The organism is Syntrophomonas sp. UBA5494 (assembly GCF_002426325.1).
Map to the genome: position 1 here is coordinate 17,573 of NZ_DIPG01000147.1, position 5,314 is coordinate 22,886.

Consider the following 5,314-nt stretch of genomic DNA (forward strand, 5'->3'; position numbering starts at 1 on the left):
GTTCAACACCACCACGCCCACATGGCCGCCGCCATGGCTGAAAACGGCCTGCAGGGCAAAGCCATCGGGCTGATATGCGACGGTACCGGATGGGGAACAGACGGAAACATATGGGGCGGAGAGGTATTGACCGGAGACTATCGCAGTTTCGACCGGGTGGCCCACCTCAACTACCTACCGCTGCCGGGCGGCGACTTAACCGCCAAGAAACCCTATCGTATGGCTTTTATCTATCTATATGAACTGTTGGGAGAAAGAGCAATACGGTACGCCCAGCGCTGGCTGCCGGATATGAGCCGGGAGGAAGCAGATATTATTATCAACCGCCTTGATCGCGGCGAGTCCCTCTTGACCTCATCCTGCGGCAGGCTTTTCGATGCGGTCAGCGCAATATTGGGGGTTTGTCAGATTAACCGCTATGAAGGTCAGGCCGCAATGGAACTGGAAGCCATGGCGCGGCATGGTGCTGCGGGCAGTTACCCGGTTCGGGTTCATAGCGGGCCTCAAGGCCTGATAATGGATGCAAATCCGCTATGGCTGAGCATAATTCATGAGCTGGAAAAGGGTATTACGCCGGAGATTATTGCGGCTCGCTTTCATCGCGGCCTGGCCGCTTTATTCACCGAGACTATCCGGCTGGTACGAGAACGGAGCGGTATCGATCAAGTGGTTATGAGCGGGGGGGTTTTTTATAACCAAATACTTTCTGAACTCATGATGGAATCTTTAAATAGAATGAATATGAAAGTTTATGTACATCGTCAAGTCCCGGCCGGAGACGGAGGCATTGCTCTGGGACAGGCGGTAATAGCAAGCGAGGTGACAGACTGATGTGCCTGGGAGTACCTGGAAAGATTGTATCCAAGGACAACTACACGGCCACCGCTGATATTAATGGCAATCAGGTGGTAGTGAGCATCGCCATGACCCCTGATGTTGTTCCGGGTCAGTATGTATTGATCCATGCCGGCTTTGCCATGCAAATCATAGATGAGAATGAAGCCGAGGAGACTATGGGATGGCTCTTGGAATTGCGGAAACTGGGAGAAGCTTATGAAAACTGATAACGCCTATAATAACCGCCTGTTGCAGGAAATACGCAGCTTCGCTAAACCGGCCGCCCTCATGGAGGTGTGCGGAACCCATACCATGGCTATCGCCCGCGCCGGCATGCGTGATCTGCTGCCCGAGAATATCCGACTGTTATCGGGGCCGGGATGCCCGGTCTGCGTGACTTCACAGAGCGATATCGATAGGGTGATTCAACTGGCCAGAAATCCGGAAGTTACACTATTAACCTTCGGGGATATGATGAGGGTTCCGGGAAGCGAGACCTCCCTGCAGGAGTGCCGCAGCCGGGGCGCGGATGTCCGGGTGGTGTATTCCCCCCTGGACGCCCTGCAACTGGCCAGGGAGAATCCTCAACGAGAGATGGTTTTTCTGGGTATCGGTTTCGAGACCACCGCACCGACGGTGGCACATACCATTGTTGAGGCCCAGAGGCTCAAGGTAAACAATTTTTCTGTATTGTCGCTGCATAAAATCGTACCTCCGGCTTTAGAAGTAATATTCTCCGATGCCCAGATGCAATTGGACGGACTGATATGCCCGGGCCATGTGTCGCTGGTTATCGGCCTTGGTCCTTATGATGAACTGGTGAGTAAATACCACAAGCCCTGTGTGATCACCGGCTTCGGGGATGAAGACATCCTGGAAGGCATCTACATGTTGATGCGGCAGATTATAAGCGGTCAGGCCAGAGCGGAAATTCAATATAGACGAGTGGTAAAACCCAATGGCAATCCCATTGCCCAAAAACTGATGTCCAGGGTATTTCAGCCGGTAACTGCGCGTTGGAGGGGCTTGGGGGCCATTCCCGGCAGCGGTCTGACCATACGCGACAGCTATGCGCATTTCGATGCCTGCCGCCGCTTCAGCATCCCGGAAATAGAAGAAAAAACCATCAAAGGATGTGCCTGCGGCGGCATCTTGACCGGCAAAATCTCCCCAGCGCAATGCGCCCTGTTTGGCAAAACCTGTACCCCGCTGAATCCGGTGGGCCCGTGTATGGTGTCTCAGGAAGGGGCTTGTGCGGCGCATTATCGCTATGCTCCTATGAAAGGAAGAGAATAAATTGAAAGATGAACGTGTCCTGCTGGCCCACGGCAGCGGAGGTTTGTTGAGTCACCGCCTGGTAGAGGAGATTTTCAAACAAAACTGGAGCAATCCATATCTGGATGACATGTTAGACGGCGCCACAATACAACTGCCATTGAGCAGGATTGCGGTCTCGACAGATTCTTTCGTCATCACCCCGGTATTTTTCCCGGGAGGAGATATTGGCAAGTTAGCGGTGTGCGGAACCGTAAATGATCTGGTGGCCTGCGGAGCCCGCCCCCTGTACCTGACCGCGGCCTTTATCATCGAAGAAGGTTTTCCCATCCGGCAGCTGAAACAGATAGCCGCTTCAATGGCGGAAACTGCCCGCCTGGCCGGGGTGCAGCTGGTGAGCGGCGATACCAAAGTGGTGGAAAAGGGCAGCGCTGACCAGGTTTTCATCAATACTACCGGTATTGGCGTACTGGAATCGGAAACACCGCTTCATCCCCGTCGTATACAGTCCGGAGACCAGATCATCGTAACCGGACAGGTGGGGGATCACGGACTGGCTATATTGGCCCAGCGTGAAGGGCTGGCCTTTTCCACTCCAGCGGTAAGTGACTGTGCCGCTCTTTACCGCATCAACAGCCTGACTTCCATGTTCCCCGGGCAGATCCGCTGTATGCGCGATCCTACCCGCGGAGGGTTGGCCACTGTACTTAACGAGATCGCGGATCAAGCCCAGATGGGAATCGTAGTTGAAGAAAGACGTATTCCGGTTTCGCCGGTGGTGCGGGGGGCATGTGATATGCTGGGGATGGATCCCCTGTATATGGCTAATGAAGGGAAAATGGTCATTTTTGCCGGACCGGAACAAATACAGGATATGGTGAGGGAACTCCGGCAGATCCCTGAGACCAGTGGAGCTGAGATCATTGGAGAGGTGAAAGGCAATCATCCCGGTATGGTGTTGTTGGAGACAGAACTGGGGGCCAAACGCATTCTAAGTGCGCTGGAAGGGGAGCATGTGCCCCGTATATGTTAAGAGAATCGCCTGCAGTCTTGCCGGAATTCCCACGCGATTGATTAATAATGCTTTACCCTGCCGTCTGGAGGATGAAAACCCCTGGCGGCAGTGCTACAATAGAGGCAGTGTTTGATAAGGCGGGGCAATATGCAGGGACGGTTGTATGTATTCGATATCTTAAGGGTCCTGGCCACACTGGCGGTCATCGGCATACATGTAACAGCTGATTATGCCGGAGCATCCCGGTGGGGTTTGTTTTCTAATCAGGTGGTGCGCTTTGCGGTGCCCATGTTCATTATTATATCAGGCTATCTGCTGTATTTTCAGGATATGATCTCGGCTCGCAGGGAGCCGGTGGTCCTTTTCTACCGCAAGCGCTTCGGCAAAATCCTGTGGCCTTATGTGTTATGGACCTTGTTTTACTCCCTGGTGACTCAATATATGCTTCATACCTGGCCCGATGGGCTGCTCCTTTTAACGGCAGTGGGAAAGCATCTCCTGTGGGGCACCGGTGCATACCACCTTTATTTCATGGTCATCATCATACAGTGCTACCTGTTATACCCTCTGCTCAAGGCCTGGATGCAAAAACACCCTTCAAGCTTTTTGATTTCACTTCTGGCACTGTGTCTGTTCTGTCAGATGATCTTATATATGAACACCATAGGCAGGCATGCTCTGCCCAGTGTCGCCTATCCCCAGATATATCTGGTGGCCTTCCCCATATGGATCGGCTATTTTGGCCTGGGAATGTACATGGCTCGATTCAAAGCCCGGATAGAACCCACCCTGGCTTCAGGTTGGCTCAGCTGGGCAATGCTATGGACAGCCAGCCTGGCCGTATTATTGTGGGACAGCCATGTCACCGAAAGTTATGCCTCCTCTGGAAAGCCCACCATCATGATCTATGCCATCATGTCCTTCCTGTTCTTTTATAGCCTGACCTTGAAATACGGCCTTGAGGGACTGCCATTCACTGACTGGTTTTCCCGGCAGAGCTTCCTGATCTATCTCTCCCACCCCGTAGTCTTGCTTTTCTTACAGCGTATAGTCCATAAATTGGGCATCCCTGGCGCCTGGGAAGGAGCGGGGGGTATGATCACGCTATATTTGCTGACTGTAGCTATAACGGCGGCCGCCGTTTACTGTGTGCGAAATGCCCCCTTGCTGTGGCTTTTGGGCGGGCAGAGCGGCAAACCCCGTCATTAAAAAAATATCCGGCCATTGAATCAGCCCGCAGCAAAGGCCCGCTCCAACCTATTTCAAACGGAACGGAGCGGGCCTTATTAACCTGCAATGCCAAAGCGTCATTTTATTTGGCCTGTTTCACTCCCAAAAGCCTCATCCCGTTAAGGGTGACCAAGAGAGAACTGCCCATATCACCAACTACCGCCAGCCAGAGGGTCAGCCATCCGGGAATAACCAGCAAAAGAATCAACCCCTTGATCAAAAGGGCGAAAGCGATGTTTTGCTTAATGATGTTCAAGGTCTGGCGGCTCAGTTTTATGGCATAGGATAATTTGGTCAAATCATCCGCCATCAAGGCGATGTCCGCCGTCTCCAGAGCGGTGTCGGTTCCTGCTACCCCCATGGCTATGCCAACGGTTGAAATGGCCATGGCCGGGGCGTCATTCACCCCGTCTCCCACCATGGCAACCTTGCCGCATTTGGACAAAAGTTCCTTCATGGCATCCACTTTGTCCCCCGGAAGCAGGTCGGCCCGGTATTCATTTACTCCGGCCTGAGATGCTATGGCCCCGGCGGTTATCTCATTGTCTCCGGTAAGCATCACGGTTTTCTTAATGCCCAGTTTTTTCAGCTGCTGAATAGCTTGACGGCTGTTGTCCCTGAGAATATCAGCCACGGCGATAAGCCCCAGGATCTTGCCGCCTTGCCCCAGTACCATGACGGTTTTGCCCTGATTCTGCAAAGCTGCGATCTTTTCTTCCACCTGATGGATTTCGGCATAATTATCTCTGAAGAATTTCACATTACCTATCTGATACGGTACGCCATCAACCTGGCCTGTAGCCCCCATTCCCCAAACCGCTTCGAAGCTGCTTACCACAGGAATGTCCAGCTCTTTTTGGCGGGCATATTTAAGTATGGCCTCCCCCAAAGGGTGCTCTGATCTGGATTCAATGGCTGCCGATATTGACAGCACTTCATCCTCCGTAATGCCATTGA

Annotated in this window: 6 protein-coding genes; 5 read left to right on the forward strand and 1 reads right to left on the reverse strand. The window is 52.9% G+C overall.

Annotated elements, in window-relative coordinates; translation table 11 throughout:
- From B3W37_RS16505 to B3W37_RS16525, 5 genes are all read left to right on the forward strand, one after another.
- On the forward strand, positions 1-831 hold an 831-nt coding region (locus B3W37_RS16505; RefSeq protein WP_483176471.1), incomplete at its 5' end, for a Kae1-like domain-containing protein.
- Positions 831-1,064 carry a HypC/HybG/HupF family hydrogenase formation chaperone gene (locus B3W37_RS16510; RefSeq protein WP_483169371.1) on the forward strand — a complete coding sequence of 78 codons (234 nt, stop codon included), beginning with the start codon at positions 831-833 and terminating at the stop codon, positions 1,062-1,064. The genes B3W37_RS16505 and B3W37_RS16510, both read left to right, overlap by 1 nt.
- On the forward strand, positions 1,054-2,133 hold the full coding sequence (gene hypD, locus B3W37_RS16515; RefSeq protein WP_483176472.1) for a hydrogenase formation protein HypD: 1,080 nt from the start codon (positions 1,054-1,056) through the stop codon (positions 2,131-2,133). Before B3W37_RS16510 ends, hypD begins: the two co-directional genes overlap by 11 nt.
- Before the next feature lies 1 nt (position 2,134).
- Positions 2,135-3,145 carry a hydrogenase expression/formation protein HypE gene (gene hypE / locus B3W37_RS16520; protein WP_483176473.1) on the forward strand — a complete coding sequence of 337 codons (1,011 nt, stop codon included), beginning with the start codon at positions 2,135-2,137 and terminating at the stop codon, positions 3,143-3,145.
- A 129-nt stretch (positions 3,146-3,274) separates the two neighbouring features.
- Entirely contained in the window at positions 3,275-4,336 is a 1,062-nt protein-coding gene (locus tag B3W37_RS16525; protein ID WP_483169376.1) for an acyltransferase, read from the forward strand.
- A 103-nt stretch (positions 4,337-4,439) separates the two neighbouring features.
- Here the strand turns inward: B3W37_RS16525 and B3W37_RS16530 are convergent.
- A partial coding sequence (locus B3W37_RS16530) for an HAD-IC family P-type ATPase (protein ID WP_483176474.1) occupies positions 4,440-5,314 on the reverse strand: 875 nt, incomplete at its 5' end.

What these genes read in the sequence shown, in the direction of transcription:
- B3W37_RS16525 (WP_483169376.1), top strand. Translation starts at nt 3,275, where the DNA reads ATGCAGGGACGGTTGTATGTATTCGATATCTTAAGGGTCCTGGCCACA.
- B3W37_RS16510 (WP_483169371.1), top strand. Translation starts at nt 831, where the DNA reads ATGTGCCTGGGAGTACCTGGAAAGATTGTATCCAAGGACAACTACACG.
- hypD (WP_483176472.1), top strand. Translation starts at nt 1,054, where the DNA reads ATGAAAACTGATAACGCCTATAATAACCGCCTGTTGCAGGAAATACGC.